This is a genomic window from Corynebacterium sp. zg-331 (assembly GCF_014267345.1).
Taxonomy (GTDB): Bacteria; Actinomycetota; Actinomycetes; order Mycobacteriales; family Mycobacteriaceae; genus Corynebacterium.
The window spans coordinates 16,754-43,172 of sequence record NZ_JACMYD010000010.1 but is presented as its reverse complement, the minus strand read 5'-3'; the positions used below and the strand labels follow the sequence as shown (position 1 = coordinate 43,172).

Genomic DNA, 26,419 nt, shown 5'->3' with positions numbered 1-26,419 from the left:
CGCGAGCTGGGTGAGTTGGTACAACACCGAGCGACTACACGGATCCATTGACTACATCCCACCGAAGGAACACGAAATGTGGTACCGTCTCACCAATCCCAACAGGGAGCAATCAGAAGCCCACGCGGCTTAAACACCCACCCTCACACTCCCGGGGCGAGTCAGTGTCCTCTGGCCTGCTCCAGCGGTTCCCCGTTGTCAAAGAAAGGCGCGAGGTGGTTGTCCACCAGCGCGAGCGCCGCGCCGATGGCCATGTGCATGTCCAGGTACTGGTAGGTGCCCAGGCGGCCGCCAAAGAGCACCTTGTTGTCGCGGGATTCGGCGGCGGCCAGGCGTCGATAGGCCGCCAGAATCTCGCGGTCCTCGGGGGTGTTGATGGGGTAGTAGGGCTCGTCACCCTCCTCGGCAAAGCGCGAGTATTCCTTCATGATGACCGTCTTATCCTTGGGGTAGCGGTCGGCGCGCTCGGGGTGGAAGTGGCGGAACTCGTGGATGCGCGTCCAGGGGACGTCGGCATCGTTGTAGTTCATCACGGGGGTGCCCTGGTAATCACCCACCGGTTCCACGGTGGCCTCAAAGTCCAGGGTGCGCCAGCCCAGGCGCCCCTCGGAGTAGTCGAAGTACCTGTCCAGTGGCCCGGTGTAGACCACGGGGGCCTCGGGGGAGGCCGCGCGCAGCCGCTCGCGCGCCTCGAACCAGTCGGTGTTGAGGGCGACGTCGATGAGCTCGTGGTCGGCCATGCGCTCCAACCAGGCGGTGTAGCCGTCCACCGGCAGGCCCTCGTAGGTGTCGGTGAAGTAACGGTTGTCGAAGGTGTAGCGCACCGGCAGGCGGGTGATGTTGCCCGCGGGGAGCTCCTTGGGGTCGGTCTGCCATTGCTTGGCGGTGTAATCGCGGATGAAGGCCTCGTAGAGGGGGCGGCCAATGAGCGAGATCGCCTTTTCCTCCAGGTTGGTGGCCTCGGCGGGGTTAAGGCCGTCGGTCTGCTCCGCGATCAGCGCGCGGGCCTGCTCCGGGGAGTAGTAGCGGCCGAAGAACTGATTAATCAGGCCTAGGCCCATCGGGAATTGGTAGGCGGTGCCGCCGTGCATGGCGAACACGCGGTGCTGGTAGTCGGTGAAGTCCGTGAACTGATTGACGTACTCCCACACCCGTTTGTTGGAGGTGTGGAAGAGGTGCGCGCCGTACTTATGGATCTCAATGCCCGTCTCCGGCTCCGCCTCGGAATAGGCGTTGCCGCCGATGTGCTCGCGGCGTTCTACGATGAGTACCCGCTTGCCCAGCTGGCTCGCGGCGCGCTCGGCCACGGTGAGGCCGAACAGGCCGGAACCCACCACGATGAGGTCATAGGTCTGTGAGGTCATAGCTGCCAGGCTAATCGACGCCGCTCCTCCCGGGCGGAGGCGCGCGGGACACGGCCCCACAGAAAAACTCTGATTATATTCAGCCCCTATGGGCACACTGGCTTCTTTAGTCACAATTGTCTACAATAAATAGCAACTATCACTCATAGCCCGCCCATGCCCCGAGAACACGCCGAGGAGAACGCCACCGTGCAGCACCGCCGCCACCTGATCGCGCCCCGACGCACCCCCACCCTCGCCGCGGCCCTGACCACCTCGCTCGTGGTCGCCGCCGCCCTGGGGATCGGCACCGGCATCCTGCCCACCGACGTCACCGGGAGCGCCCCCGTGGCCGCCGCCCAATCCAGCGTCTCCTTCGCCGAGGGCACCAACGTGGTGGTGGACGATCCCGCCATCGCCACCCAGGGCGAGGGCGAGGCCTCCCGCACCGTCAAGGAATTCGGCCGCGACGATCTCTTCTCCATGTTCGCCCTGACCTGGAACGGCGAGCGCGACATCGCCGCCTTTGTGCGCGCCCAGGCCACCGACGGCACCTGGGGCCCCTGGTACAGCGCGGAACCCCTCGACGAGCCCTCCCCCACCGGCACCACCGGCACCGAGCTCATCTACGTCGAGCCCACCCACCGCGTGCAGGTATCGGTCAGCGGCGTGGACGTGGTGGGCGTCCCGACCGACGCTCCCCAGGCCGAGACCCCCGCCGAGGCCCCGGCTCCCGTGGAAAGCGAACAGCCCACGACGTCGGAAGGCACCGCCCCGCACCCCACCGGTGTGCCACTACCCACCAACTACGGCGACATCAAGCCCGTGGCCGAGGTCGCCGATGCCACCGACCTTGAGGCCGTGTTCATCGACGGCAACGCCCCGGGCGGCGGCATCGCGCCGACTGCCGACACCGAGACCTACGGTATGCCCGAGGTGGTCTCCCGCGCCGGGTGGGGTGCCGACGAGTCCCTGCGCTGCCAGGACCCCACCGTGGACGACCGGGTCTCCGCCCTGACCATCCACCACACCGCCGGCTCCAATAACTACACCCCGCAGCAGGCCCCCGGCGTAGTGCGCGGCATCTACCAGTACCACGCCCAGACCCTCGGCTGGTGCGACATCGGCTACAACGCCCTGGTGGACAAGTACGGCACCATCTACGAGGGCCGCTACGGCGGCCTTCACCAGGCCGTGCAGGGTGCCCACGCCGGCGGCTTCAACCAGAACACCTGGGGCATTTCCATGATGGGCAACTACGAGTCCCTCACCCCGCCCCAGGAGACCCTCGACGCCGTGGGCCGCCTGGCCGGGTGGCGCGCCGCGCTCGCCGGGTTCGATCCCACCGGCAGCGACACCCACTACTCCGAGGGCACCTCCTTCACCAAGTACGCCTACGGCACCGAGGTCACCCTGCCCAATATCTTCGCCCACCGAGACGTGGGCCTGACCACCTGCCCCGGCGACGCCGGCTACGCCCAGATGGACACCATCCGCGCGATCGCCAAGGAGACCTACGATTCCCTGGCGGGCACACTGAGCACCACCGAGGCCACGACGTCTGGGAATACCGCACCGACGACCACCGCGGCAGGGCAGGCCGTCGGGGAAACCTCCGCGACAGCCTCCGCAACCCCCGAGGCCCCAGCAGCGGCCACAGAGCCCAGTGAAACCGCCACGATACCGGGGACGAACAACACCACCGAACCCATGCGCGAACCCGGCACCGCCGAGGTGCCCAGTGCCACCACTCCCACGGCAGAGATCGCACAGCCCATGGTCACGGAGACCACGGAGGCGTAGCTAGACCTCCGGGCCTTATCCCCCGCGCGTCACGCGGCTCTCGAAAAGTGCTCGGTAAGGATTTGCGCGATCACCTGCCGGGGAGTGGAATCCTTCTTTGCGCACAGGCCGAGGATCGCCACCCGGATATTCCGCGGTAAGTCCATCAACACGGCTCCCGCCCCGTATTGTCCCCCCTCAAGGTCCTCGAGGGGATACCCCTCCTCGGCCTCGGCCACCACACGCGACAGTTCTTCCTCGCTCATGCCGTCAACGTGATCTACTATTTCCAGCGGCTGCCCTGCCATAATTGCCTCCACCCCTCAATAATGAATAGTATTTTCTACGCAATTTCATCGCATGAATAACGATGATCTCACCGCGAGCATCAGAAACATGAACTATCTCTAGCAATCTACTCGCGGAATCAACACCGATAACAAAGTACTTGGGAGGGTCATCCCGTATCCGCTTACTATACACCGGCACGGCAAGGCTATGCCGTATCTCCATCGGATCGATACCGTGCCGCAAAGCCGAATCCAGTATCCGCATCATCACCCCCAACCGTCCCCACACCCCGTAATACTGCGAGTAAATATACCAGATATTACCACACGGACAAAACTAATTCCCCCTCAGAACCACTCCTCCAGCACCTGCGCCACCCCACACTCATCGTTCGTGGCCGCCACCAGGTCCGCCGCGCGCTTCACCTCCGGGGCCGCATTGCCCATCGCCACCCCCAAGCCAGCCCAGCACAGCATCTCCACGTCGTTGGGCATGTCGCCAAAGCACACTACCCGCTCCCGGGGCACGCCGTAGCGGCGCGCCAGGTCGGCCACCGCCGCCTGCTTGGTCACCCCCGGCGCCGCCACCTCCAGCAAGCCCTCCGGCATGGAGTAGGTCAGGTGCGCCACCGCCGGGTCGAGGGCCGGAGCGATCGCCTCGTACATCTGCGCGGAGGTCATGCGCTCGTTGCGCAGCAGCAGCTTCACGGCGGGCTCCGCCAGCACCTCCTCCTCCGCCAGCACCAAGAAACCCTGCGCCTCCCAGGTGTGCACGTACTGCGGGCTCACCACGAAGAGCTCCTCCTCCGGGTCAAAGGCAGACGCCCCGCAGCGCTCCACGGCCACGCTCAGCGGCTCCCCGAACTCCCCCAGCGCCGCCCGTGCCCGCACCACCACATCGCGCATGGCTACAGGCGCGAGTTCGTGGGCGCCCAGCACGGTATCGGTGGCCGGATCGTAGAGCACAGCCCCGTTCGCGGTGGCGCACAGCGGGCGCACCGGCAGCTGCTCCAGCACCGGAAAGAGCCATCGGTGCGGCCTGCCCGTAGCCAGCGCCACCGCGCACCGCTTCTCGACGGCCCGCCCCAGCACCGCCCGCAGGCGCTCCGGTACCCGCTCGGCGGAGGTGATAAGCGTTCCATCAATATCGCTGACGATGAGCAGGGGCGGCGGGGTAGTCACGGGATCGATTGTAGGCATCCATGAAGAAAGCGGCGCAGACACCCATCGCCCGCGCCGCTGACTGAACAGGACTAGTCCGCGTCGTACTCCCAGTTCAGGGAGCGCTTGACGGCGCGCTGCCACTCGCCGTAGAGGTTGTCCACCTGGTCTTGCTCCATCTTCGGCTTCCACACGGTGGTGGATTCCTTGTTCTTGCGCAGCACATCGAGGCTGTCCCAGTAGCCCCCGGAGATACCGGCGGCCAGGGCCGCACCGGTGGCGGTGGTCTCGATGTTCTTGGGGCGTACCACATTGGTGCCCAGGATGTCCGCCTGGAACTGCATGAGCAGCTCGTTCATGGTCATGCCGCCGTCCACGCGCAGGTCGGTGATCTCCACGCCGGAGTCGGCCACCATGGCGTCGGCCACCTCGCGGGTCTGGTAGGCGGTGGCCTCCAGCACGGCGCGGGCCAGGTGCTTGCGGTTGGCAAAGCGCGTGAGGCCCACGATGACGCCGCGGGCGTCGGGCCGCCAGTGCGGCGCAAACAGCCCGGAGAAAGCCGGGACGATGTACACGCCGCCGTTATCGGGCACCTCACGGGCGAGATTCTCGATCTGCCCGGAGTTGGGGATGATCTGGAGGTTATCGCGTAGCCACTGCACCAGGGAGCCGCCCATGGAGACGGAGCCCTCCAGGGCGTAAACGGGACGCTCGCCCTCGATCTGGAAGCACACGGTGGTGATCAGGCCGTTGTCGCTCCACTTGGGCGTGGTGCCGGTGTTCAGCAGCAGGAAGAGGCCGGTGCCGTAGGTGTTCTTGGCATCGCCGGGGCGGAAGCAGCCCTGGCCAAACATGGCGGCCTGCTGATCACCCAGGACGGCGCGAATGGGCACGCCGGGCAGGGAACCGCGGGCGCGGATCTTGCGGAAGTCGCCCAGGGAGGGACGGATTTCCGGGAGCATGGACATCGGGATGTCCATGGCCTTGCACAGCTCGGGGTCCCATTGCAGGGTCTCCAGGTCCATGAGCAGGGTGCGCGAGGCGTTGGTGACGTCCGTGGCGTGGACGGCGGACTCGCCCTCGTCGCCCTCGGCCCCGCCGGTGAGGTTCCACAGCAGCCAGGTGTCGATGGTGCCGAAGATGAGGTCACCAGCCTCGGCGCGCTCGCGCGCGCCCTCTACGTTGTCCAGGATCCACTTGATCTTGGGCCCGGACGGGTAGGAGTTGATGCGCAGCCCGGTGGTGCGGCGCCAACGATCCGGCCCCTCCTCCCCGGCGAGCTCCGTGCACAGATCGCTGGTGCGGGTGTCCTGCCACACGATCGCGTTGTACACCGGCTCGCCGGTGTTCTTGTCCCAGACCACGGTGGTCTCGCGCTGGTTGGTGATACCCACGGCGGTGATGTCGTGGCTGGCGACGTCGCTGTCGGCAAGCGCGCTGCCCACGGCGCGACGGGTGTTGTCCCAGATCTCGATGGGGTCGTGCTCCACCCATCCCTTTTGGGGGAAGATCTGCTTGTGCTCGAACTGCCCCGAGGCCACCTGGTTGCCGTCATGGTCGAAGATGATGCAGCGCGTCGAGGTCGTGCCCTGATCGATGGCCGCAACGTACTTGTTCTGGCTCATTAGTTTCACTTGCTCCGTTGAAAATTATTCCGTATTGCTCTACGGCTAAGCCCCCGCGAGGGGGCCCGAGGTACTGCTACTGTGCTTTGCGCCGTAGATCTCTCACCACGACTCTAGCGATCTAGAGCGCGGCGAGCAGACCCACCGCCACGGCCGCCAGCATGGGACCCACCACGGGCACCCAGGCGTAGCCCCAGTTGGGATTCCCCTTGCCGGGAATCGGCAGCAGGAAGGCGTAGGCCAGGCGGGGCCCGAAGTCGCGCACCGGGTTCAGCGCGTAGCCCGTGGGAGTACCCAGGGACATGCCGATGGCCACGATCACGAAGGCCACGCCAAAGTAGGTCAGCGGCCCAAGCTCGCCGCCGGTGGGACCGAAGGCGATGAAGATCAGAAGCACCGAGGTGGCGATGAACTCCGTCACGGTGTTCCAGGCGTTGTTCGGCTCCGCGGGGCCGGTGAAGAAGATCCCACCGGTCTCGCGGTTAGCACCGGTGACGTTGCCGCGCTCATCGACGTTGTTGGCGTCGAAGAGCTGCTTAAACGCCGCCCAGGCCAGCACCGCGCCGAAGATGGCGCCCAGAAGCTGCCCGGCCACGTAGGCCGGAACCAACGACCATGCCACCGCGCCCTTGAGCGCGAGCATCACCGTCACGGCCGGGTTGAGATGGCCGCCGGAGACGTCGGCCACGCTGGCGCCCACGTAGACCGCCAGGCCCCAGCCAAAGGCGATGAGGATCCAACCAGTCCCCTTGCCGCCGGAGGTGCGCAGCGCGTTGACCGCGCACACGCCGTTGCCGAGGAGCAACAGCAGGGTGGTTCCGAGGAACTCCCACAGGAAAGCATCAGTAGCAGTAAGCATCAGTCCTCCACCGAAGTGTCAATAGCATGTCGGGAATCGGCAACCTCGGTGATGATCGTGTTGGCATCTTCATCCGTGAGTGCCTTCTCTGCGGCGAGCTCGGCCTCGATGCGCTCGCGGAAGGTGGCAATCTCCTTCGCCTTGGCCTCGTCGTCCCAGCCCAGGGCGGGGGCGACGAGCTCGGCCACGGCCTCGGCAGAATCGAGACCGCGGTGCGCGTACTCCATGACCACGCGCAGGCGGCGGCCAAGCACGTCCTCCAGGTGCAGCGCGCCCTCGTGGGTGACGGCGTAGAGTGCCTCCGCCTTGAGGTAGCCCTGGGCACCGGGCACGGGCTCCAGCAGGCTCGGGTCCTCGGCGGCCGGGGCCAGCACCTCCTCGTAGAGGGAGCCGTAGCGCCCCAGCAGGTGCTCGATCTGCTTCTCGCTCAGCCCGTGACGCGCGGCCAGGGCGGGCACCTGGTTGGTCAGGGCGTGGTAGCCATCGGCGCCCAGGATGGGGGTCTGATCCGTCACGGACTCGGAGACCTTCTTCGGCACGTCCTGGAGGGCCAGATCCACGGCGTCCTTGCCGATCACGCGGTAGGTGGTGTACTTGCCGCCCGCCACGGAGACCAAGCCGGGCACGGTGCGGGCCACGGCGTGGTTGCGCGAGAGGTTGGTGGTGGAATCCGAGCTGCCCTCCAGCAGCGGACGCAGGCCGGAGTACACGCCCACGATGTCCGCGTGGGTGATCTGGCGGCGCACGCGCTTATTCACCTCGGTGAGGATGTAGTCGATATCCGCGCGGGTGGGGGCGGGATCGGGCTTGCTCAGCGTCTTGGCCCAATCCGTGTCCGTGGTGCCGATGATCCAGTAATCGCCCCACGGCATGACGAAGAGCACGGACTTATCGGTCACGAAGGTGAGGGCGGAATCCGCCTCCAGCACCTCCTTGGGCACCACGATGTGCACGCCCTTGGAGGCGTGCACGGAGAACTTGCCCTTGGTGCCGGCCATCTTCTCGATCTCGTCGTTCCACACGCCGGTGGCGTTGATGAACACCGAACCGCGGATCGTGGTCTCCGCGCCGGTATCGGTGTCGCGCAGCCGGGCGGAAACCACGCGGCCGTTGACCTTGTCCAGGCCGGTCACCTGCGTGGAGGTGCGCACCACGGCGCCGTACTCGGCGGCGGTGCGCAGCACCATCATGGTGTGGCGGGCGTCGTCAACCTGGGTGTCGTAGTAACGCACGCCGCCCACCACGGCGTCCTCGCGCAGGCCGGGATTGCGCTTGAGCACGCTCTTACGCGTGAGGTGCTTCTGCATGGGCACGGACTTAGCGCCGCCCATGAGGTCGTAGAGGGTGAAGCCGCCGAACATCATCACGCGCTCCCACAGGCGGTGGGTGAGCGGGAAGATGAAGCGCAGCGGCTTGACCAGGTGCGGGGCCAGGGTGGACATGTTCAGCTCGCGCTCGCGCAGCGACTCCGCCACGAGGCGGAAATCGAACATGGCCAGGTAGCGCAGGCCACCGTGGAACATCTTGGACGAGCGCGAGGAGGTGCCGGCGGCGAAGTCGCGGGTCTCCACCACGGCGACCTTGAGCCCACGGGTGGCCGCATCCACGGCGGCGCCCGCACCCACGGAGCCGCCGCCGATGATCACGACGTCGAACTCCTCCTCGCCGAAGCGCTGCCAGGCGTTCTCGTAGGATTCGGGATTAAAAGTCTGCTTGCTTGTGGAAGCCATTGGTAGTAGCTCTACCCCTCTCTTCACGGTTGGTTACGGCCGGTGCGGGCACGTCATCGCTCGCGATTTACGGCTTCACACTAGCAAAAAGGTGCGTAAAAGATCTCTGGCGAAAATGTCCACATTATTGTTTTGACCTGCGGAGCACGTGGGGTTTTCGGGGGTAGCCCCGCCCCTATTCCTCCGCCAACGCCGCGGCGTCCAACAACGGGTTGAGCACCTCCGCCACGCCCGCCTCGTCGCTCATCGACGTCGCGCTGGGCGCCCTTTTCAGCACCTCAGGGGGGGCGTCGGCCATGGCGACGGCCGTGCCCACGACGTCGAGCACCGGGAGGTCCGAGGCCGACGCCCCGAAGGCGACCACCCGAGCGGGGGTGATATGCAGAAAATCCAGCGCCCGAAAAACGCCTAGACCTTTATTTGTTCGGGCCGGAAGGAGGTGCAGCCCGCGCCCCGCGGCGGGCACGACCTCCGCCACCCCCTTTAGCTCTTTACGCAGGTGAGAGGCCATTTTTTGCGCATCACCCGGCGCCACCCTCAGCACCCCCATTACTTTGTGATATTCCCCACTATTGGGGCCGGTTCGCCATTCGAAAGACACACCCGGTGCTGCGGCCGCCACAGCACGCTCCACCGCCAGCGCCTCGTCCCCGGAGAAAACCTGCCGATCCAGCACCTCCCCCTCGGAACCCATCACCACCGCGCCCTCGTAGCACACTCCCACGGTGGGCAAGCTCAGCTCTGCGGCCGCCCGCCGCCACTCATCGGGGCCAAACTGCGTGGTCAAGACGATGCTCGCCCCCTCCCGCGCGGCCCGGCGCAGGGCACGCACATCGCGCTCGTCCATCGCACCGTCGGTGCCCAGCAAGGTGCCCTCGATATTGCACACGACCGCCGCCGGAATGCCGCTGACCTGCGAGGTCACCCGGTGCGGCAGCTTGCTGACGATCAGCTTGGATTGCGCCGCCAGGCGAGTGAGCGCCTCGTCCAGCCGCGAGCCCTCATAGCGCTCCCACCCGCCGGTGGAAAGCTGGGAATACAGCATGGCGGCGCTGTTCTTGGCCTGATCCACCCCGGCCGCAATGCGATCGCGTCCCTCCTTGACCCCCTGGGAGGCCTCCGCGGCCAGCTCATCCATGGTGTTCTTCAACCACACCATCATGGCGGTGCGATCCTGATGCCCGGAGGCCCCCTGCGCCTGGGTGAATTTCTCCTGCGCGGAATCATAGGCCTCGTAGGCCCCGGCCACCAGGTTACGGCTGACCTCCTTGATCTTCTCGCTCAGCCCGGCGAGATCCTCGCTGAGCTTGCGCACGCGGTAGCGCTCCTCCTCCACCGCGCTATCCTCGCGCTGCGTGACCTCCGGGGAGGGGGCGCCCCCGCCGAAGCGCGCCGGCACCCAAAACTCGTCGGCGGGAAACTCCCCGTAATCGCGCTGGTACTGATCCCACAGGGCCGAGAGCCCCTCCCGCATCTGGGTGCGCAGGGCCTCCGTGGCCTCCTCCGGGGAGTCCACCGGCTCCCAGGGCTCCAGCACGGAGAGATAGATGGGGATGTGGCTGCGGCCGAGGTTGCGTTTCCCCCCCTTGGTCCACAGACGCTGGGAGCCGAAGGATACCAAGGGGATCAGCGGAACCCCCGCCTCCTGGGCAATGCGCACCGCCCCGGTGCGCAGGGTCTTGATCTCAAAGCTGCGGGAGATGGTGGCCTCCGGGAAGATCCCCACGATCTGCCCCGACGCGGCCTTGCGCACCGCCTCCTCGAACGAGGCCGCGCCGTCGATGCGATCCACCGGGATGTGCCCCATCATTCGCATGAGGGCGCCCACCCCGGGCTTGTCAAAGATGGCGGCCTTGGTCATATAGCGCACCAGGCGCCCGCGCAGGTACGGCGCGTAACCACCGAGTACAAAGTCCATGTATCCGGAATGATTCATCACCAACACCGCTCCCCCCTTGCGCGGTATCCGATCCCGGCCCTCCACGTGCATCTGGAGTCCCTGAGCCGCAATAACAACGCGCGCCACGCGGACGATGCCCCGATAAACCATATCCCTCAGCAACATATTCGGGATTATAGTTCAGGGTATCCGCGCGGCGCGCAATGTTTTCTTCAGAGCGCGTGCAGCCCTCTTTAGGCGTTATGCGCGTTCAGCCAGCCAAGGACCTTGTCCATGGCCTCACCCTTGGCGGGCTCGTTGAACACCTCGTGCATCTGCCCCTCCCAGTACACGATCTCCTTATCCTGCGAGGCGATGCCGTTGTACCAGTCCTGGGCGAAGTAGCTGGGCACCAGGCCGTCCTTGGTGCCGTGCATGATCAGCGTGGGGGTGGTGAAGCGATCCGCGTTCACGCCGTCATACAGGGCCCCGAACACCATCTGCTGCACCATGCCCAGGCTCAGCTTCTTGTTCACCAGGGGATCGGTCTGGTACTGAGCGGCGATCTCGGGATCGGAGGCCACGCCGTCGGTAAAGGCGTTGGGCACCTGGATCTTATCGGTCAAGGCCGGGGAGGGCACGTGCACGTCCAGGCGGCCGGGGATCACCTGCTGGGCGAGCTGACCGTTGAAGCTGGTCAGCTCCGCCAGCGGCAGCCGCTCGGAGAGGGTGGGATCCAGCTCACGCTGGATCTGCGTGATCTCCTGCGGGGTCACCACCGGGCCCGGCTCGTTACGCCCGGAGAGGTTGATCGGCGCGCCGCCGCCATTGGTGACGATGCCGGCCACCTCGCCGGGGTACTTGATGCCGTAGAACTGCGAGGCCAGGGCGCCCATCGAGTGCCCGAGCATAAAGGTCTTGACGTTCGGGTGCTCGGCCTTGGCCTTCTGAGTCAGAATGTTCACATCATCCACCAGGTAGTGGAAGTCATCGATGTGGCCGCGCACCACGGAGTTCCCCGCGTCTGCGGTCTTGCCGTGCCCGCGGTGATCCAGGCGGTACACGTTGTAACCGTCGGCCAGCAGGCGATCGGCCACGTAATCGTAGCGGCCGGAGTGCTCGGCGGCACCGTGGACTACCACCACGTTGCCCTTGGCATTGGGCACCGTCTGGGACTTCCAATACACCTGGGTGTTCTTGCCGTCGGCGCTGGTGAAGAAGCCCTCCTGCACCTCGGCCTGGGAGACGGCAGCCACGGGAGCCGCTCCCGGGGCCGCCGGGGCAGCCTCGGCGGGGACAATGCCCGCCAGAGCCAGGCTCAGGGCCGAGCCTGCGGCAACAACGCGGAGGGACTTAATGCGCTGGGGGGTCATGAGTTTCCTCTTCCTTGTATCTCTCACGGCAGCCTGCGGCGCGGAACCAACGCGGTGGCGCGTCACGCACTGCGCCCGGCTATTGAGGTGAATCATAACCATAGCCTTAGCTCCGAGAAATACTCCCCTTCGCGATGGGCAAAAAGCCCTGGTAACATCGCCACATTTACCCCCATTTGGGTGTAGTATGATTTGCATTTGTTCCCAATAAAATATATAAATCCCCCGCCGATAATCGGTGGGGGATTTGCCCGGAGCGAGCCGGGAATCACCGAGGCTCCAAGACCTCCTTCCCCACAAAGGGGCGCAGCGCCTCCGGCACCACCACGGAACCATCCGCTCGCTGATTGTTTTCCAGGATCGCCACCAGCCAGCGGGTGGTGGCCAGCGTGCCGTTGAGGGTGGCCGCCACCTGCGGCTTGCCGCCATCATCCCGGTAGCGGGTGGACAGGCGGCGGGCCTGGAACGTGGTGCAGTTCGAGGTGGAAGTCAACTCCCGGTACGTCCGCTGGGTGGGCACCCACGCCTCCGTATCGAACTTCCGAGCGGCGGAGGAGCCGAGGTCGCCGCCCGCCACGTCGATGATGCGGTAGGGCACCTCCACCACGGAGAGCATATCGCGCTCCATATCAAGCAGGGCCTGATGCTGAGCCGCGGCCTCCTCCGGCTTGCAGTACACAAACATCTCCAGCTTGTCGAACTGGTGCACGCGCAGGATGCCGCGGGTGTCCTTGCCATACGAACCCGCCTCGCGGCGGAAACACGAGGACCAACCGGCGTACTTGATCGGCCCTCGGGATAGGTCGATGATCTCCTCGGAGTGATATCCCGCCAACGCCACCTCGGAGGTGCCCACCAGGTACAGGTCATCGCGCTCCAGGTAATAAATCTCCTCGGCATGCTCGCCCAAAAAGCCGGTGCCGTTCATGATCTCCGGGCGCACCAGCACCGGGGGAATCATCACCTGGAAGCCAGCGTCGCGCGCCTTACGCGCCGCGAGCGTGAGCATACCCAGCTGCAGCAGGGCACCATCGCCGGTGAGGTAATAAAAGCGCGAGCCGGAGACCTTCGTGCCGCGCTTCATGTCGATCAGCCCCAAGGATTCGCCCAGGTCCAGGTGATCCTTGGGCTCAAAGTCGAACTCGCGGGGCTGGCCCACGTGCTCAAGCACCACGTAATCGTCCTCGCCGCCGGCGGGCGCCCCCTCCACCACGTTGCCCAGCTTCATCTGCAGGGCCTGCACCTTTTCCTCTGCGGCCTTCTGCTCCTCCTCCGCGGCCTTGACCCGCTCCTTGAGCTCATTGGAGCCCGCCAGGAGGGCGGGACGCTCGTCCGGAGCCGCCTGACCGATCTTCTTGCCAAAGGCCTTCTGCTCGCTGCGCAGCTCGTCGGCCCTCCGAATGGCCTGCCGCCGGGATTCGTCGGCGGCGAGCAGGGCGTCAACCAGCGCGGGATCCTCCCCGCGGGTGACCTGCGAGGCGCGCACTACATCGGGATTATCGCGGAGAAACTTCAGATCAATCACGCGCTTAAGCCTACCGGCAAGCGGGCCGCGGCAAGGACGTACACTCGGTGCCATGCCGCAACCCGATCTTCCCCCGGCCGAGGTGCTCGGCGGCGGTCCACCCAAGCACACGCAGCTGCGGGAAATCCTGGAGGAGTTCTGCGCCACCCGGCTCTCCCCCGGCGACATGCTGCCCAGCGAGCGCACCATCGAGCAACAGTACGGCGTCTCGCGCATCACCGTGCGCCGCGCCCTGGGCGATCTGGTCGCCGCGGGAAAGATCCGCCGCGAGCGCGGCAAGGGCACCTTCGTCGCCCCCAGCCCCCTGGTCTCCCGGCCCCACCTCGCCTCCTTTTCCTCGGAGATGCGCGCCCAGGACGTGGAGGCCTCCTCCCGCATCCTCCTGGCCGAACGCAGCGCCCCGCCCCCGGAGGTCGCCCGCTGGTTCGGTACCCCGGAGCACCACCCCCACATTCGGTTGCGCCGACTGCGCCTGGGCAATAATGAGCCCTACGCCATCGACGACGCCTGGTACCACGCCGGGTTGGCGCCCGACCTGCTCGAAACGGACGTGTATAACTCCGTGTACACGATCCTCGAACGGCGCTACGGCCTGCGGATCACCGACGCCACCCAGACCATCACCGCCGTCAACGCCACCACCGGGGCCGCCGTGCTCCTCGACGTCGCCCCCAAGACCGCCCTCCTGAGCATCGAGAGGCAGTCACGGGCCGGCGAGTCCCGCGTGGAATACTGTTCCTCCGTGTACCGCACGGACCGCTACCAAATGAAGGCCCGCGTGTCCCGATCCCGAGATGATTACAGTGGGTAACTGTTATGAGCCTCCCTGAAACCTGGCGCACCGCCCTCTCCATACGCACCGCCCTCGTCGGCGCGCTCACCTCGGCCGTCTGCCTGACCTCCTTCGGCTACGCCTCCGACCGGGACGACGCCCCTAGCCAGGCCGCACCCAGCGACACCACCAGCGCCACCACCCTGGAGCGCACCGCGACGAAGAAAAAGGTCGCGGAGCCCTTCACCGACGCCCAACCGGGGGCCTGCCTGAGCTGGGACGTGGCCGAGGACGGCGCGGTGAGCAACTTCCACGAAGCCCCCTGCGAGGGCGACCACCGCTTCGAGGTCTCTGCCCGCCAGAACCTGGGCGCCTACCCCGCCTCCGAGTTCGGGGACAAGGCCGCACCGCCGGATCTCACCCGCCAGGCGCAGCTGCGCTCCGAGCTGTGCTACAACCCCACGCTGCGCTACCTCGACGGGCACTTTGATCCCACCGGGCGCTACTCCATCGCCTCCATCCTGCCGCCCACCGAGGCCTGGGCCGCCGGCGACCGCACCATGCTCTGCGGGCTGCAATCCACCAACGCCGCCGGTACCCCCAACCTCACCCACGGCACCGTGGCCAGCCAGGATCAGGCGCGGGTGACCCAGCCCGGACAGTGCGTGACCGTCACCGCTGCCAATTCCCTGAGCGTGGTGGACTGCGGGGAGGACCACCAGCTGGAAACCACCGCCGTCATCAACCTCCTGGAGGCCTTCCCCGAGGGGGTTCCCAGCGCGGAGGATCAAGACAAGCACCTCCGGGAGGCCTGTACCCAGGCCGCCGAGGACTACCTGGGCGGGGCGGACAACCTGGAAAAAACCACGCTCCAGATCTATTGGGGCGGTATCCCCACCGAGTCCTGGATCGGCGGATCGCACAGCGTGAACTGCTCTTTAATCAGCGCCCACGGGGAAAGCGGCTTTAACTCCCTGCGCGGCAGCGCCACCGGGGAGTTCACCATCAACGGCGCGCCACCCACCCCCGAGGCCACGACCGCCGCCCCCGCGCCGGCCCCCGCCACACCGGGCCAGCAAGCCCCCGCCTCATGATCGACATCAGCGACGAACGCTTCGACGAGCTGGTGGACTCCGCCTTGGCCCGGATTCCCGACGAGTTCGCCGAGCACATGCACAACGTGGTGATCCTGGTGCGCGACTACCGCGACGGCGACTCCCGCACCCTGGGCCTCTACGAGGGGGTGGCCCTGCCGAAGCGGCAGTTCACCCACACCGGCTACCTGCCGGATACCATCACGCTCTACCGCGGGGCGCTGATGGATTACTGCACCTCGGAAGCAGACCTCGAGGAGCAGGTGTACGTCACCGTCATGCACGAGGTGGGCCACTACTTCGGCATGAGCGAGGAGGAGCTGCACCGGTTGGGGTGGGGATAACCTGGGGCACAGCCCTAGCCCCGAAACACCCACCGCGATGGCAGCAGGTCATTCAGCGTCGTGGCGCAGCCCCGGGAGGCCACCCACGCCACCGTGATGGCCCACGAGCCGCTGCAGATATAGGCCCGGCACAGCACGTCCCATCTCCCGTGCGTCGCGGGAACCGTCATCGCAGCAGGCGGGGGCCTAGCCTTGATCTAACCCGTCCCACCTCACCACGCCCCATTGCCCGAAGTCCCGGATCCCCGGGGCGAGTTCGATGTACTGGCAGTTCGCCAGGTAGGCGGCGCAGGCCGCCTCCGGGTTGGCACCGGTGGCGTGCGTGCTCACGGTGCGGATGGCCCCGCCGTGGCTGACCACCACCACGTCGCCCGCCTCGGGCGCGGCGCGCAGGGAGGCCGCGAGTTCTTCGAGCACCGGGCGGAACCGGCCGAGGACGTCCCGGTAGCCCTCCCCGCCGGGCAGGCGGGCGGAGTCCTCACCGCGCAGCCACCCGGCGAAGGCCTCCTGGTAGGCGCGGTGGGCGGCGTCGTCACCGCGCATCTCCAGATCACCCACGCTGACCTCGTGGAGGCCGGCGCGCACCGTCACCAGCACGCGGCCCCGGGGCAGGCCCCGGGCCTCCTCGTAGGCGGCGGCCGCGCCCATCGCCGTTTGTTGGGCGCGCAGGGCCACCGAGGTCACGATCTCGCGCACCCGCCCCGGGCGGGCGGCCAGGGCACACCCGGCCTCCCGCGCCTGCGCCCTGCCGATCTCAGTGAGTTCCGCGCCCGGCGGGCGGGTATCGAGCAGGCGGGAGGCGTTGCTGTAGGTGCGCCCGTGGCGCAACAGGATGAGGTGCGGGGTGGTCATGGCAGTTCCTTTCCGGTGCGCGCGGCGGTCACCCAGTCGAGCTCGGCGCACCCGGGGGTCGTCGCGGTCGGGGAATCCTCGCGGCCCGCGGGCCAGGAGCCGAGGAAGGTAAGAGTCTCGGCCCGCAGCCAGAGGTCGCGCAGGGCCTCGGCCACAGGGGCGTCGTCGATGTGCCCCACCAGGTCCACGTAGAAGTGGTAGGCGCCCATCTGGTCGCGGGTGGGGCGGGACTCGATGCGGCTCATGTCCACGCCCCGGCGCGCGAACTCCCCGAGCGCGGCGGCCAAGGTGCCCGGCTGGTTGGGCAGCGTAAAGACCACGGAGGTGCGGTCGTGTCCGGTGCGGGGGGTGGGGACACCGCGCGGGCCCACCAGCACGAATCGGGTGCGCGCCCCGGGCACGTCCGCGATGTCCTGCGCGAGCACGTCAAGGCCCCAAAGTTGTGCGGCGCGGTGGGGGGCGGCCGCCGCGTCGGCCCGGCCCTCCGCCACGGCGCGGGCGGCCGCCGCATTGGAGGAGGCGGGGACGAAGGAGGCCTCAGGCAGGTTGCGCGCCAGCCAGCCGCGAATCTGCTGGTGGGCCACGGGGTGCGTGATCAGGGTGCGTACGGCAGATCTCTCCGTGCCGGGGCGCACCATGAGGCTAAAGGCGACGCACAGATCCGTTTCCCGGTAGATCTGCACGCCGGCGCCGCGCAGGGCGTCGAAGGCCTGGGTGACGGGGCCGTCCACGGAGTTTTCGATGGCCAGGCAGGCGTAGTCCACGCTCCCGGCGGTCACCGCCGCCACGGCGCGCGCGGGGCTGTCCACCGGCAGGGCGGTGATCTGGCCGGACGACACCCCCATGGCCCCCTCCTGCGCGAATTGCCACAGGGCTGCCTCGGTGAAGGTGCCGGCGGGCCCCAGGTATGCCACGGTGATCGTCATGGTGATCCAGCCTATCCTGGTGGCCATGTCTCATGCCGCACCTCCCGATGATGCCGCCTCGCCTACCCGGGCGGTGGCGGACTTCGCCCGCGCCATAGCGGGGCTCAACGCGAGCGAGCATGGCTTTAGCCACCTGTGCCTGGAGCGCGCCCGGGCCCGGGCGCAGGCCCTGGAACGCGCCTCCTGCCTGTGCTCCCGACCGCTTCAGGGCATGCTGATTCCGGTCAAGGATCTCTACGACGTCGCCGGACTGCCCACCACCTTTGGTTCCCGCGCCCGCACGCACCTGGCGAGGCGCACCGAGCCGTTCGTGCGCGGGCTGCTGGAGCGCGGCGCGGTCATCCCCGGCAAGACCGCCACCTCGGAGCTGGGAATGACGGCGTACCTGGAACCGGCGGGGCTACCGAGGGTGGATAATCCCCGCTGGCCGGGCCGCACCCCCGGCGGTTCCTCGGGCGGGGCTGCAGTGGCGGTGGCACGCGGGCTGGTGCCCGCCGCGCATGCCTCCGACGGCGGGGGTTCCATCAGGATTCCCGCCGCCGCGTGCGCGGTGGTGGGGTATAAGCCCCCGCACGACGCCACCGGCGGGGCGCTGTCCACCCAGGGATTTATCACCCGCAGCGTGGAGGTGACCGCCCGGCTGCACGACCTCGCGCTGCCCGCGCAGGCCCCGCCCCTGACGGTGGGGCTGCTCACCGAGCCCCTCTTCGCCGAGACCAAGGTTGCCTCCCGCTGGCTTCACGCGGCGGAGCACGCCGCAGACCTGCTGGCGGCCGCAGGGCACCGCGTGCTCCCCGTTTCTGCCCCGCCGCAGGCCGGAAAGGTATTCAAGGCCTTCCGCACGATCTTGAGCGCGCGGGCCGCCGCCACGCCCCCGGCAAGCGGCAGCGGGGCGATGGTGTGCCACCTGCGAGACCGGGGCGCACGCCTGGGCCCGCGGCGCCTGGCGCAGGCCCTGCGGGTGCAGGCCACCATGCCCGCCCTCGCGGACGTGGACGTGGTGCTCAGTCCCACGCTCGCCCACGATCCCCCGCCCATCGGTGCCTTCTCCGCGCTGGAACCGGAGGAGGATTTCTGGGCACAGACCCGCTGGACGCCCTGGGCGTCCTGGTTCAACATGAGCGGTCAGGCGGCGGTGAGCGTTCCCTGCGGCGGGGCGGGGGCCTCCGTGCATCTTGGTGCCGTGCGCGTCTCCCCCGCGATCCTGCTGGCCCTGGCCCGGGAGATCAGCGACGACGTCGCGCCTACGCTATGAGATTCCGCTGATTCTGGCCCTCACCTTATGGCACCGCCGGGGCGCGCGCCACGCTGCGGCTTCTCGGCGCCCTGGTCTTAGGCTCACCGTTGTCCGCGCCATCGATGACTCTCAACGCCCCCAGTCCGCACGCCTGGATCAATATCGACCTGCACGTATGCGCTCTTTGTCTGGGGCGGGCTGGTGCTCTTCCTGCTGGCCTGCGACCGCCTCGTTCCTTGCCCCTCGCACCACAGCGATCTTCCCCGAGGCGCAGGGCTGGCTGCCCTCGTTGGCGTTCCCAGCATGCTCTTTTATCTCTGAACCCCGCACCTTGGGCCGAGCAAGGAGGTCGTGGCTGCAACACTGCTGAGCGCGGTGCTGTAACCAGCAGGTATGCGCCATGTGACATAATGATTATTACCGGCGCCCGTTGGCGCGTGTCTTGCCTTGAGATGCTGCACTCACCCACCCTCGGGAACCCCCTAGTCGGGCGTTGGGCAGAATTATTTTCTGCGCTCTGACCGGCGGAAACAATATCGAACCGTTGCGGGATGCGGGAAAAGCCTGTAGGATAAAAACGAATATGAATTTTTCCGAAAGGAGTACAATGCATAGGTTTAAAAAAGATCCTTGCTACATTGCTTGTCATATCTACTTCTGCGGCATTGACCGTCACTGCCCCAGGGGTTTCTGCGCAAGAGGAGTATGTGGGGACAGGTAGTGTTTCCCCTGACAGAAAAGAATATTCTATTGGTTGGACCACTGACGATGGGAATGATCTTCCATCGAGCGGATTTAGATCTACACCGTCTCGAGACTATAGTTTCGAAAATATCAATACTGAAGAAGGTATTCAGACTCTAATACATATCGAAAATGAAAATGCACCTACTTCGTATGAATTTCCAATCGATCTCCCTGAAGGGGCGGAAATAACTCCATTTAACGATGGCGGTTTTGCGATTTTTGACGGAGAGGAACTGGTTGCGACTTTTGAATTCCGTGGGCATTTGATACAAACGGTGATCCGGTAGAAACAGGCATATTCATTGAGGGTGACGTCCTCACCCAGACGGTTTCGCATGATTCGAATACTGCTTTCCCGATTGTCGCCGATCCCCAGGTAGATTGGGGTCGGTCCAAAACTACCGTTCGATTGAGTAAAGAAGAAACCCGTGTAACTGGAGCGGGGGCTTTAGCCGCAATCCCCTGGCTTGCAGCTCTCGGTGTTTCAGGCCCTATTGGAATAGCTATTTTGGGAGCTGCAGGCAAGATATCTTATGACGCAATTCGGGCCCATAGAAATGGTGCATGCCTTGGAATAGTTGTTGAACCAGCTAGTGGGCCCGGATGGAATGGACCAGTGTCCACATTCCAGTATACCGGAGGAAATTGCAAGTAATGGATAAGGGGCAGACGTTTAGCAGCCTGGACTCTTCTCCAAGAAATAAATTCTACCGATTGAAGGATCGGGCGATAGTAGGTGGAGTGTGTGCTGGTGTTGCAGAGCATTACGGGATGAAAGATGATACTGTTAGGTATTTATATGTAGGGTCCCCTTTCATCGCGGCACCTCTTATTATTTTTGTTTATCTATTCCAGTGGCTTGTTTACCCAGAGGGTGCTGGAGAGTGAGAACTGGGCATGAAACGTATTGTAGTCAAATAGTGTGCGACACGCCGATAGCAGAACAGACTCTAGCTTCGACGGATGGTGTGACATGGGCGTGTGCGCTAGGATTTTTACATCTGCAGCTTTAGGATTTTTGCTTATTCCCTCTTAGTTTACTTTGACTTAATCAGCTGGAATGCTGGAGGGATGGCTGGCGTGGTGGCCATTGTCATATCGACTTTAGTATCCATTGCTAGGTACTGGAATAATTCTAATCGGTCAAGGTAATTAGGTGCCATAATTTTCCCGCGCGATTAGACGTACAAATCTCAACAATGCCAAATGGATTTGTCTAGGATGCCACAGACTTCGTGGTTTTGTTGGCGGAAGATCGTCTCTCAACAGAGGGCATGTTCAGAAGCTGTTCCGAAACTAGAGGTCTTCTGGTACAGCGTACGTCAATGGATACGCAGGCCCGCCACCACTGCGGTGTGCGTGCAAAAGAAAACATCATCGCGGAAAATTCTAGGCTCCGCAGGGAAATAGGAGTTCACGTCACCATCACCGTCGCTTCGGTGCTATTGAGACAGTGCTTTTCTCTGTGGGACACGCCGATAGAAGAAGGTCCTCCCACACACCGACCGTGTGCAGGAGGACCTTCTTATCACTTAAACAATCTAGATGCCAGTGTAACAGGTCGCGCTAGTCGAGCAAGACAGGTTGCACGCGCGCCGGACGGGCGGCGAGTGAAACAACTCCCCGGTGCTTGGCGCTAGGCCGGAGCACCGCGAGTTAGAGCAGTTTCTTTCACCTACTCCTATAAAATTACCAGACGCTCCTCATGGTTCTGAGAAATAAGAGCGAAGAAGTGCGCTGAACCTGGAGTTTACCGACTAACGGTGTTATTTTATTTTGGCAGCATATCTATGCGCTGTGACTATCGAGTACTCTAATTGGTGTGCGATGTCTTGGAAGGTCATGCTGGTGGCACGGAGTTCACGGGCTTTTTGACGACGTTACTTCTACGCGTGCTAGGTAATCTTCTCTGGGTTCGCTAGTCCATCGGCGGATAGTTCGTGGGGAGCGTCCGACTAATAAGACGGCTTGGCGGGCAGTAAGATCTGGTGTGCGTTTCCCGAGCCGCAACGGGGGCTTCGTGGGCATTGCTGACCACCTCGAAGAGTGCTTCTATTTGAGCGCGGCGTACTTTTCCGGAACGGTCTCCGCCTTTTCTTCCGCGTTATGCTTGGCATTGGCTTAGCCATACGTCGGAGGGAATAGGAGCAATGTTGCACCATGCCCACCTGCTCGCTGACCGTGCCAGGTAAACAACTTCCGCCGCGCCGAGGAAGCCGCGGGCATATTCATTGCCGATATGATCTTCATCGCGCAGTATAGCCCATTCTAGGCAGACGGCTTCCCATTCTTCCTGGTTGGCGGCTCCAATGCCATAACAACCGCGTCTAGGGTAAGCCCATTGGCGCAGGTAATTAAATAAATCGACGTTGCGTCCAGCTCCAGAGATACGGGTGGCTTTGCGGTTGTCATAGGCTGGACGCAATTCTTAGGCGGAGAGAGCACGGGCGAGGTCTTTAGCCCGTAGACGGCAGTGATCTCACCCCATAGGGGTAGATGATCGGTGTAGCAGGGGTTTGGTGATCCTCCCGGCAAAACCTAGGGTCCCCACCGAGAGCCTTGGTCAGCCCGGTCTCAATGCAGGCGAGCAGGTCACCGGGCGGCGTTGATCAGACATACCGGGGTACCGAAGACGTAAACAATGTGCTCGCCACGAGTATGCGAGTTGAAGGCTATCCAGGATGGTTGAGGCAGGTCAAGCAGGCCGGGTATCTCGTCGGCGCTTCCTTCGTCGTGATCGGTGATGATCAAAGACCACCTGCACGTGGGATTGGCTTCGATGTAAGACATCCCTAAGGTGCGGTGGTAGGGCCCCACTTGCTGTTGTCGGCCAGCGGTGCTTTGGGGAACCAGTGGTCATCGACAAACTGACAATGGGTAGCTGACGGCCTTCATGGTTACACGCTCCAACCAATTTTCCATCTAGGACACGAAACCGGATCAGCCGCACCGACCAGGTATAGCCGCTGGTGGCGGCGCATTTCTTCATCGACGCCCTGCCCTTCCTGGGCTACTCTGCCCTTGGTGGAAGCCTCGGGTGATCTAGTGTTGTACGCATGGATTCCAGGGGTTATGAGGAACATCGCCGGAATCGCGGGGCCCAGCAGCGTCACGATCCGCGCGGCGAGTACGTGCTGCGTGCCGACGGCACCCCGCTGACCGACCGCTACGGCCGCCCCGTACGGCGGCGCTCCTCATCGGCCCCTCACCAGCAACCGCGCCGCGAGACCCCACGCCAGGAGTATCCACGGCAGTACCCCCCGCGCACCCAGCAGGCACCGCCACCGCGCGGCGCCTATCCGGAAGGCCCCCGATACACCCGGCAGTACGCGCCACCCGCCGGGCCCGAACCGGCCCGAGTGCAGCAACGCCCGCCCCGGCGCGCACCCCGTGTGCCGCAGGCGGCGGTACGAGGAGACAAAGGAGCAAAAAGGCTCGCCCTCCCCTCCTTCGGGTGCCTGGGGTGCGTGGGCTGGCCGCTGGCCATCATCCTGGTATTCAGCATCGTGCTCACCCTCTGGGCGGATACCAAGCTCACCCGCGTGGAGGCCCTGCCCGAACACCAGGTGGCCAAGACCTCCGGCACCAATTGGCTGCTCGTGGGGTCCGATTCCCGCCAGGGGCTCTCCGAGGAGGACGTGGCGCGCCTGGGCACCGGCGGGGACATCGGCGTGGGCCGCACCGACACCGTCATGCTGCTGCACATTCCCAGGGGCGGCAAGGCCACCCTGGTCTCCTTACCCCGCGATTCCTACGTGGCGGTGCCCGGCTACAGCATGGACAAGCTCAACGCGGCCTTTACCTACGGCGGGCCGCAGCTACTGACCGAGACGGTAGAGCAGGCCACCGGGCTGCGCATTCACCATTACGCGGAGATCGGCATGGGCGGATTGGCCAACGTGGTGGACTCCGTGGGCGGAGTGGAGGTATGCCCGGAAGAACCGATCGAGGACCCCCTCGCACAACTTTCCATCCAGGCGGGCTGCCACAAAGTCGATGGCCCCACTGCACTGGGCTACGTGCGCACCCGCGCCACCGCAGGCGGCGACTTGGACCGCGTGCAGCGCCAGCGCGAGTTCTTCGCCGCGCTGCTCAAACAAACCACCAGCGCGGGCACGCTGATCAACCCGTTCCGCATGATCCCTCTGATCTCCGATACTGCCTCCTCCTTTATCGTCGGCTCCTCCGACCACGTGTGGAACCTCGCCCGGCTGGCCCTGGCCATGCGCTCCGGGGTCAAAACGGTCACGGTACCCTACGCAGGCTTTGCCGATTACGACGTGGGAAACGTGGTGCTCTGGGACGATGCCGCCGCCGAAGAACTATGGGCCTCACTGCGGTAGGACCGAGACTCTCCAGCTCAGTTCCGGCACCCCCTTGTTCCCTCCACCGAGGCGGGGCGCAGCCACAACAGGTAGAGCACCCAGCCCAACAGAGGTGGAGTTGGAACCCCCAGGTGGAGGAAGGTACTGGGGCAGGCTCCAGGGAGCCAGCATAAAAGGAGCATTGAAGGTCGCCTATAGCACACCACACGAACAATCGCAGGGTTCCGAAGGAAAAATATCGAACCGAAAAGTGATATACCATAATATACACTCTAGGCACAAAGACTTCCTAGGTGATACCTTTCTACCAGTACAGCACCTCACCGAAGGAAGATCTCATGCGAATACCCCGAGCGATACCCGCTCTACTCAGCTCACTCACCATCATCGTCACCGGAAGCTCCGTCCCTTCGCAGGCATAACGAACTTTCCTCTACCATCAACATCCCCCTCATAGGAGAAGTTGACCCCTTCAAGATCTTCGGATCACTACTCGGCCCAGAAATAAAAGTGAATCTCTCGGGCAAAGATTCACACCTCCCGGAATATTAAAAGCCATGAACACAGGAACGGTGAACTGCGATGGAGATTGAATCTCCCCCACTCTTCAAGCCATGTCCCCGGAACAGTCAATGTGCAAGCCACCCTCAGTTGTGATGCACCAATCACCGCCATAGCAGGAACCGTTATACTACGCCGTGACGATGGCGTCTCTTCATCATCAGGCTTCGTGCAAAAGAATGCTAGCGCCCGCTGGCGCGCCAATGCAGCTATGCCATGCGACGGAAAGGAACACACCTACGTTGCTGGAGCAAAAGTTTTCATGCTGGGACCTCCAGGATGGTCCCCGCGAACAATCCAGCAGGTAGAGATAAAGGAACGTACTTTATACATGCAAGAAATAATACAACCGGAAGGATGTGTCCATATCTAATGAATATAGAAAAATTATCATCCACCACAACGTCTACCCACCGGAGGAAACCAACCCCACCTACTACGTATTCTTCTGGACGGAGGAACTCTTCGATGGGGAGAAACACTACCGGCGGGAATCTTTCGCCCTAGAAGGAGCCACCTCCGTGATCGAGGCCAACGACTGGCGGCTGACCCACGCCCAGGGACGGCGCTCCGCCCTCATTCTCCCCCAGCCACGGAAAAACTTCCTAGGCATGGAATACCCCGGCCTCATCATTCTCGCAGGGGAGTATCCAGAGGGGCCGGAACTCACGGGGAGCCTCCAGGGGCAATTCTTCGCGCCCTGATCCCATCCACCTTCAGCGGGCCACGGCCTCCAGGACACTTCAATGCTCCCCGTCAGCTAGCCTTTCCGCCGCACCGTGATCCTAGGCCGCAGCACGAGATAGATTGCCCACCCCACCACCGGGGCTAACAGCACCAGCAGAATCAAGACCACGGTCTCAGCCACGGTGGCTGGCAGCCTGATGATGTCCACCACGAGCACGACCGTGACTATCAACGAGATCAGCAGCAGCCCGCTCCACACAAGGTTGTACGTCATGGGCAGCAATGGGTTGTGGCCGTTCATCTCCAGATTTGCCACCACGCCCATCATCAGATCCAGTCTATGAGCTTTGGCTGCGGGGGGACGGCGTCTATCTCCTCCACGAGAATACCTTTCTCCTCCGCCTCTATCACCTCTGACGGCACGGGCTGCCCAGCCATCTCGTAATACCAACGCGGCAGGAACTTCCCCAGGCGGTGCCGAACCGTAATGGTGGCCCGTGCCCTGGCCGCCGCCACGAGCGGGGTCTCTCCTTCCCAAAAGTAAGATTCAGACATCGGTTTTCATCCTTCCTCAGGTTCTGCGCGGCTAAAGCGCCGCATAACGAGGCAATTAATGATTTCCACCTCGGTCTGCGTGGCCAGGGAACTCCGGCTGAGGACATTTATCGCATCCCACCCCATAACCGTCACCTCTTCCCGCCGATCATATACCTTTTCCATCGCCCAGGTGTACCGTTTCCACCACTCGGTGCGGTTATCACTCTCGGTTTTCTGAACCAGGCTCCGCGTCGTATTCCGTAGTCCCCGCTGCGCGATCACCAGGACCGCCCCGGCAATGAACACCTGCAAGAGACGAATCACCACGTCCCAATCCACCCGACATAACCACAGCGCAACACCCATGCCCACCACCGTGCCCCGCCCCAGCCGCCGACGTACCTCCGGCATGACCGCCCCTGTGGATAACCTCCTTATTCCACAGCCCCGGCGCGCTTTTCAGCACACAAAACCCCGTCTATCGCCCTAAGTCCCGCAGCCCCCGGCTCAGCGCCATCGCCAGCGCCGCAAACGCCATCGCGCCCACGGGCGCAATACCCGGCCGCCTGGATAAACTCCCAGGCCCGCTCCAGCTTGGCGGCCACCTCCACGCCGCCGTCGCCGAGGCTGCGGGCGAATTGGCGGGCCACATAGACGTTATTGATCGCCCCCGCCACGGTTCCCCCGAGGGCGAGGACAAAACACAGCTAAGGATGATGCTGCCATCCCGCGCCGTCTCTTTGTTCCATCGCACCGCTCTTAGCTCCTCC

Annotated in this window: 25 protein-coding genes; 9 read left to right on the top strand and 16 right to left on the bottom strand. The window is 64.5% G+C overall.

Annotated features, from left to right (window positions below; all coding sequences use genetic code 11):
• Positions 1 to 161: 161 nt before the first annotated feature.
• Positions 162 to 1,364 (bottom strand): UDP-galactopyranose mutase, encoded by a 1,203-nt coding sequence (gene glf, locus H7347_RS09765; protein ID WP_152823325.1) that lies wholly within the window; start codon positions 1,362 to 1,364, stop codon positions 162 to 164.
• A 156-nt stretch (positions 1,365 to 1,520) separates the two neighbouring features.
• Here glf and H7347_RS10895 point away from each other — a divergent pair, with 156 nt between their 5' ends.
• Complete coding sequence (locus H7347_RS10895) at positions 1,521 to 3,146, top strand: N-acetylmuramoyl-L-alanine amidase (RefSeq protein WP_152823324.1); 1,626 nt, start codon at positions 1,521 to 1,523, stop codon at positions 3,144 to 3,146.
• Positions 3,147 to 3,175: 29 nt separating this feature from the next.
• Here the strand turns inward: H7347_RS10895 and H7347_RS09755 are convergent, their stop codons facing one another.
• The 8 genes from H7347_RS09755 to serS all read right to left on the bottom strand — a co-directional run bounded on the left by H7347_RS09755 (position 3,176) and on the right by serS (position 13,567).
• Positions 3,176 to 3,391 carry a hypothetical protein gene (locus H7347_RS09755; RefSeq protein ID WP_152823323.1) on the bottom strand — a complete coding sequence of 72 codons (216 nt, stop codon included), beginning with the start codon at positions 3,389 to 3,391 and terminating at the stop codon, positions 3,176 to 3,178.
• Between the two features lie 372 nt (positions 3,392 to 3,763).
• Positions 3,764 to 4,597, bottom strand: a complete 834-nt coding sequence (locus H7347_RS09750) for an HAD family hydrolase (RefSeq protein WP_370513966.1) — start codon at positions 4,595 to 4,597, stop codon at positions 3,764 to 3,766.
• A 71-nt stretch (positions 4,598 to 4,668) separates the two neighbouring features.
• On the bottom strand, positions 4,669 to 6,201 hold the full coding sequence (glpK, locus tag H7347_RS09745) for a glycerol kinase GlpK (RefSeq protein WP_152823321.1): 1,533 nt from the start codon (positions 6,199 to 6,201) through the stop codon (positions 4,669 to 4,671).
• 121 nt (positions 6,202 to 6,322) lie between these two features.
• The gene (locus H7347_RS09740) at positions 6,323 to 7,060 is read right to left on the bottom strand and encodes an MIP/aquaporin family protein (protein WP_152823320.1); all 738 of its coding nucleotides are present in this window, start codon (positions 7,058 to 7,060) and stop codon (positions 6,323 to 6,325) included.
• On the bottom strand, positions 7,060 to 8,790 hold the full coding sequence (locus H7347_RS09735) for a glycerol-3-phosphate dehydrogenase/oxidase (RefSeq protein WP_152823319.1): 1,731 nt from the start codon (positions 8,788 to 8,790) through the stop codon (positions 7,060 to 7,062). Before H7347_RS09735 ends, H7347_RS09740 begins: the two co-directional genes overlap by 1 nt.
• 175 nt (positions 8,791 to 8,965) lie before the next feature.
• Positions 8,966 to 10,855, bottom strand: a complete 1,890-nt coding sequence (locus H7347_RS09730; protein ID WP_152823318.1) for a 1-acyl-sn-glycerol-3-phosphate acyltransferase — start codon at positions 10,853 to 10,855, stop codon at positions 8,966 to 8,968.
• A 68-nt stretch (positions 10,856 to 10,923) separates the two neighbouring features.
• A complete protein-coding gene (locus H7347_RS09725) occupies positions 10,924 to 12,042 on the bottom strand; it encodes an alpha/beta hydrolase (protein ID WP_152823317.1) in 1,119 nt (372 codons plus the stop codon).
• A 268-nt stretch (positions 12,043 to 12,310) separates the two neighbouring features.
• A complete protein-coding gene (gene serS / locus H7347_RS09720) occupies positions 12,311 to 13,567 on the bottom strand; it encodes a serine--tRNA ligase (RefSeq protein WP_186337469.1) in 1,257 nt (418 codons plus the stop codon).
• 52 nt (positions 13,568 to 13,619) lie between these two features.
• Between serS and H7347_RS09715 the strand changes: the two genes are divergently transcribed.
• From H7347_RS09715 to H7347_RS09705, 3 genes are read left to right on the top strand one after another with little or no spacing between them, the layout of a single operon-like run.
• Positions 13,620 to 14,378, top strand: a complete 759-nt coding sequence (locus H7347_RS09715) for a GntR family transcriptional regulator (RefSeq protein ID WP_152823315.1) — start codon at positions 13,620 to 13,622, stop codon at positions 14,376 to 14,378.
• A gap of 5 nt (positions 14,379 to 14,383) precedes the next feature.
• Positions 14,384 to 15,433: a septum formation family protein gene (locus tag H7347_RS09710; protein WP_152823314.1), complete on the top strand. Its 1,050-nt coding sequence runs from the start codon at positions 14,384 to 14,386 to the stop codon at positions 15,431 to 15,433.
• Positions 15,430 to 15,777 carry a metallopeptidase family protein gene (locus H7347_RS09705; protein ID WP_152823313.1) on the top strand — a complete coding sequence of 116 codons (348 nt, stop codon included), beginning with the start codon at positions 15,430 to 15,432 and terminating at the stop codon, positions 15,775 to 15,777. The genes H7347_RS09710 and H7347_RS09705 overlap by 4 nt, the downstream gene beginning before the upstream one ends.
• Before the next feature lie 186 nt (positions 15,778 to 15,963).
• Here H7347_RS09705 and H7347_RS09700 read toward each other — a convergent pair whose 3' ends face one another.
• Together H7347_RS09700 and pheA are read right to left on the bottom strand one after the other, a co-directional pair.
• Entirely contained in the window at positions 15,964 to 16,629 is a 666-nt protein-coding gene (locus H7347_RS09700) for a histidine phosphatase family protein (RefSeq protein ID WP_152823312.1), read from the bottom strand.
• Entirely contained in the window at positions 16,626 to 17,555 is a 930-nt protein-coding gene (gene pheA / locus H7347_RS09695; RefSeq protein ID WP_152823330.1) for a prephenate dehydratase, read from the bottom strand. The genes H7347_RS09700 and pheA overlap by 4 nt, the downstream gene beginning before the upstream one ends.
• A gap of 25 nt (positions 17,556 to 17,580) precedes the next feature.
• On the opposite strand from pheA, the gene H7347_RS09690 reads away from it, so the two are divergent.
• The 3 genes from H7347_RS09690 to H7347_RS11035 all read left to right on the top strand — a co-directional run bounded on the left by H7347_RS09690 (position 17,581) and on the right by H7347_RS11035 (position 20,427).
• Positions 17,581 to 18,810 carry an amidase gene (locus tag H7347_RS09690; RefSeq protein WP_152823311.1) on the top strand — a complete coding sequence of 410 codons (1,230 nt, stop codon included), beginning with the start codon at positions 17,581 to 17,583 and terminating at the stop codon, positions 18,808 to 18,810.
• Positions 18,811 to 19,457: 647 nt separating this feature from the next.
• A complete protein-coding gene (locus H7347_RS10850) occupies positions 19,458 to 19,826 on the top strand; it encodes a hypothetical protein (protein ID WP_227659119.1) in 369 nt (122 codons plus the stop codon).
• Between the two features lie 316 nt (positions 19,827 to 20,142).
• Positions 20,143 to 20,427, top strand: a complete 285-nt coding sequence (locus tag H7347_RS11035; RefSeq protein ID WP_152823310.1) for a PspC domain-containing protein — start codon at positions 20,143 to 20,145, stop codon at positions 20,425 to 20,427.
• A 1,704-nt stretch (positions 20,428 to 22,131) separates the two neighbouring features.
• Here H7347_RS11035 and H7347_RS09675 read toward each other — a convergent pair.
• Positions 22,132 to 22,356 (bottom strand): replication initiation protein, encoded by a 225-nt coding sequence (locus H7347_RS09675; protein WP_370513965.1) that lies wholly within the window; start codon positions 22,354 to 22,356, stop codon positions 22,132 to 22,134.
• A 239-nt stretch (positions 22,357 to 22,595) separates the two neighbouring features.
• On the opposite strand from H7347_RS09675, the gene H7347_RS09670 reads away from it, so the two are divergent.
• Both H7347_RS09670 and H7347_RS09665 read left to right on the top strand, forming a co-directional pair.
• Positions 22,596 to 23,882: an LCP family protein gene (locus H7347_RS09670; protein ID WP_227659118.1), complete on the top strand. Its 1,287-nt coding sequence runs from the start codon at positions 22,596 to 22,598 to the stop codon at positions 23,880 to 23,882.
• 902 nt (positions 23,883 to 24,784) lie between these two features.
• On the top strand, positions 24,785 to 25,129 hold the full coding sequence (locus tag H7347_RS09665; RefSeq protein WP_152823308.1) for a hypothetical protein: 345 nt from the start codon (positions 24,785 to 24,787) through the stop codon (positions 25,127 to 25,129).
• 56 nt (positions 25,130 to 25,185) lie between these two features.
• Here H7347_RS09665 and H7347_RS09660 read toward each other — a convergent pair whose 3' ends face one another.
• From H7347_RS09660 to H7347_RS09645, 4 genes are read right to left on the bottom strand one after another with little or no spacing between them, the layout of a single operon-like run.
• A complete protein-coding gene (locus tag H7347_RS09660; RefSeq protein WP_152823307.1) occupies positions 25,186 to 25,440 on the bottom strand; it encodes a hypothetical protein in 255 nt (84 codons plus the stop codon).
• On the bottom strand, positions 25,440 to 25,667 hold the full coding sequence (locus H7347_RS09655; protein ID WP_152823306.1) for a hypothetical protein: 228 nt from the start codon (positions 25,665 to 25,667) through the stop codon (positions 25,440 to 25,442). Before H7347_RS09655 ends, H7347_RS09660 begins: the two co-directional genes overlap by 1 nt.
• Positions 25,668 to 25,673: 6 nt before the next feature.
• The gene (locus tag H7347_RS09650; RefSeq protein ID WP_186337467.1) at positions 25,674 to 26,060 is read right to left on the bottom strand and encodes a hypothetical protein; all 387 of its coding nucleotides are present in this window, start codon (positions 26,058 to 26,060) and stop codon (positions 25,674 to 25,676) included.
• Between the two features lie 23 nt (positions 26,061 to 26,083).
• Positions 26,084 to 26,326, bottom strand: coding sequence for a hypothetical protein (locus H7347_RS09645; protein ID WP_152823304.1), 243 nt, complete (start codon positions 26,324 to 26,326; stop codon positions 26,084 to 26,086).
• Between the last annotated feature and the right edge of the window lie 93 nt (positions 26,327 to 26,419).

Bases quoted from the DNA above. Each gene is read 5' to 3' on its own strand.
- glf (WP_152823325.1), bottom strand. From the start codon at position 1,364: ATGACCTCACAGACCTATGACCTCATCGTGGTGGGTTCCGGCCTGTTC.
- H7347_RS10895 (WP_152823324.1), top strand. From the start codon at position 1,521: ATGCCCCGAGAACACGCCGAGGAGAACGCCACCGTGCAGCACCGCCGC.
- H7347_RS09755 (WP_152823323.1), bottom strand. From the start codon at position 3,391: ATGAGCGAGGAAGAACTGTCGCGTGTGGTGGCCGAGGCCGAGGAGGGG.
- glpK (WP_152823321.1), bottom strand. From the start codon at position 6,201: ATGAGCCAGAACAAGTACGTTGCGGCCATCGATCAGGGCACGACCTCG.
- H7347_RS09740 (WP_152823320.1), bottom strand. From the start codon at position 7,060: ATGCTTACTGCTACTGATGCTTTCCTGTGGGAGTTCCTCGGAACCACC.
- H7347_RS09735 (WP_152823319.1), bottom strand. From the start codon at position 8,790: ATGGCTTCCACAAGCAAGCAGACTTTTAATCCCGAATCCTACGAGAAC.
- H7347_RS09730 (WP_152823318.1), bottom strand. From the start codon at position 10,855: ATGTTGCTGAGGGATATGGTTTATCGGGGCATCGTCCGCGTGGCGCGC.
- H7347_RS09725 (WP_152823317.1), bottom strand. From the start codon at position 12,042: ATGACCCCCCAGCGCATTAAGTCCCTCCGCGTTGTTGCCGCAGGCTCG.
- H7347_RS09715 (WP_152823315.1), top strand. From the start codon at position 13,620: ATGCCGCAACCCGATCTTCCCCCGGCCGAGGTGCTCGGCGGCGGTCCA.
- H7347_RS09710 (WP_152823314.1), top strand. From the start codon at position 14,384: ATGAGCCTCCCTGAAACCTGGCGCACCGCCCTCTCCATACGCACCGCC.
- H7347_RS09705 (WP_152823313.1), top strand. From the start codon at position 15,430: ATGATCGACATCAGCGACGAACGCTTCGACGAGCTGGTGGACTCCGCC.
- H7347_RS09700 (WP_152823312.1), bottom strand. From the start codon at position 16,629: ATGACCACCCCGCACCTCATCCTGTTGCGCCACGGGCGCACCTACAGC.
- pheA (WP_152823330.1), bottom strand. From the start codon at position 17,555: ATGACGATCACCGTGGCATACCTGGGGCCCGCCGGCACCTTCACCGAG.
- H7347_RS09690 (WP_152823311.1), top strand. From the start codon at position 17,581: ATGTCTCATGCCGCACCTCCCGATGATGCCGCCTCGCCTACCCGGGCG.
- H7347_RS11035 (WP_152823310.1), top strand. From the start codon at position 20,143: ATGGAATGGACCAGTGTCCACATTCCAGTATACCGGAGGAAATTGCAA.
- H7347_RS09670 (WP_227659118.1), top strand. From the start codon at position 22,596: ATGGATTCCAGGGGTTATGAGGAACATCGCCGGAATCGCGGGGCCCAG.
- H7347_RS09660 (WP_152823307.1), bottom strand. From the start codon at position 25,440: ATGATGGGCGTGGTGGCAAATCTGGAGATGAACGGCCACAACCCATTG.
- H7347_RS09655 (WP_152823306.1), bottom strand. From the start codon at position 25,667: ATGTCTGAATCTTACTTTTGGGAAGGAGAGACCCCGCTCGTGGCGGCG.
- H7347_RS09650 (WP_186337467.1), bottom strand. From the start codon at position 26,060: ATGCCGGAGGTACGTCGGCGGCTGGGGCGGGGCACGGTGGTGGGCATG.